Annotated in this window: 2 protein-coding genes; both read right to left on the reverse strand. The window is 31.0% G+C overall.

Annotated features, from left to right (window positions below; all coding sequences use genetic code 11):
• Positions 1–600: 600 nt before the first annotated feature.
• A complete protein-coding gene (locus I6751_RS07275; protein WP_196591979.1) occupies positions 601–1,143 on the reverse strand; it encodes a type IV pilus inner membrane component PilO in 543 nt (180 codons plus the stop codon).
• A 4-nt stretch (positions 1,144–1,147) separates the two neighbouring features.
• On the reverse strand, positions 1,148–1,982 hold an 835-nt coding region (locus tag I6751_RS07280), incomplete at its 5' end, for a PilN domain-containing protein (RefSeq protein WP_196591980.1).

Here is a 1,982-nt window from a genome sequence, read left to right on the forward strand (position 1 = left end):
CTCCTATACTGTAATTTTATTTTAATATTTTTTAGGAAAATTCTCATTTTGTTTTGCTCTATTTATATGCTAGCACCATATATCATCTAAATTGTAACGTATCATACGGTTGCTGACTTTGAAATCATTCGCTAATTCTGATACTTTTTTAAATTTCATTGAATTATTCATAAGTACAATAAGAATGTGTACACATCTTTGATCTAATGCCATACTATTAATCCTTTCCTTACCTATCTTACAATTAAATCACACATTATATTCTGATATATTAAAAGTTTAACATTTTTCAAAATAATTGTGGCAAATGTATATTATTATGCATTAATTATTTGTGAATATTTTAGATATCTATGTGATATTTGGTGATAAAATATATTTTTATTGAAAATAAAATAAAGACATAATAACTACCATTGTATAATTAAGTCTTAACAATGATAATATTATGTCTATGAAGAAAAAGGTAAGTGAAAATAGCTTTATTATTACAAATATGATAAGACTATTAAGCTTTCAAAAATAGAAATTTCATATAAGTAAAAAAGTTTTGTTCAATACAAAAAGATAATCTATAATGAATTTTACTAGCGAATAACGTTATTTATCATTGGAAAACGACAATGAAAATATTTTTATTAACAGCTGAACTTCGAGTTCATTGTTTTGTTTTTTCAAAGACATTTTTTCAATGATGTTATAACGAGGCGATTCATTAATATCATGTAAAAAATTTAATAGTTGGAAGTAATTGCCTTGTATTTTGGCCTGTATGGGGATTTCATGGTAAGATGACAATTTATTTGCTGAAGCTGCCGGTGCAATATGGATTATCCTGATAGAATTTTTATTGGCAATAGATTGTAAATCGGCGATAAATTTTGCTTCGTCTTTATTGTTTGGTAATTTGTTTTCCCAAAATATATTATTTTCAAGTATTTCAGCAGCATAGGCATCTGTTTTGTCATGATCGGCAGCAAAGGTTTTTAAATCGGTAATTTGTTTTTGATTGACGGAAATGTTGTTATGAAGCTGTTGTAATTCTAGTTTGCCAGGGGAGTATAGTAGATAATAAAAAGCTATGTTCCAGATTATCATGGCAATGATTGTAGTTAATATATTGTACTTATCTTGTTTTACCATATGGTTACCTGCTGAAGAAAATTTTCAAAGTGAATGTTAAAACAGTATCATCTGTATCATGGTTGCTGACAGACACCAGATCTATTGTCGGGAAATAATGTTCCTGTAATGCAATAATGTAGTTTTGCAGTGAGGGATAATCATAACTGCTGCCGTTTAATAAGATATCTCCGGTTTCGTCGGTAGTTATGCTGTCAAGCCATACAAAATCGGGTGTTACGGAGCCCAAATTGCTCAATAATGAATAGCAGGACATATGCTGTGGCTTTAAAGTCAGTAAAATTGATTTTCTTTGTACTATGTTTTGTTGATAAAGTTCAAGTGATTTTTTTTGTTCTGATAAATTTGCCATATTTTGCAGTTGAATGATTTGTTGTTTGGACTGATGTTGTGCATCAGCAATGTTTAAGTGCAATAATACCAGTAACGATAAAGCGGAAATTACAGCAAGACAAGCTGTAACTGGAAATAATATGGACCAGTTAAGTGTGGATGGCCTTAGCTTGTCTGGAAGAAAATTAAGTTGGGTGTCTTTTAATATTGCATTCTGGGCTAATGAAGTAAGATATTCCGGTAAAGCATTATTGTGACCGGAAGGCAGATTAAAGATTACGCTTTGATTATTTATTGACAGGGAAAATTCGTCGGCAGCAGGGAAAAAGCATTGATTTTCCTGACAGGGAAATATGCCGGTGAGTTTTAGGTTGAGCCGGGTCGCAATAGATTGCCAAGTAGAGATGATTGCTTTATTGATTGTATATATATCAACAGACCAACTGTTTTCTGCCGGTGTCTGACGGTAGACTGCGTATTGCTGGTTGAAATAGTCAAGAAAAGCG

Origin of the sequence: Pectinatus frisingensis (genome assembly GCF_015732285.1) — a bacterium.
Lineage (GTDB): Bacteria > Bacillota > Negativicutes > Selenomonadales > Selenomonadaceae > Pectinatus > Pectinatus frisingensis.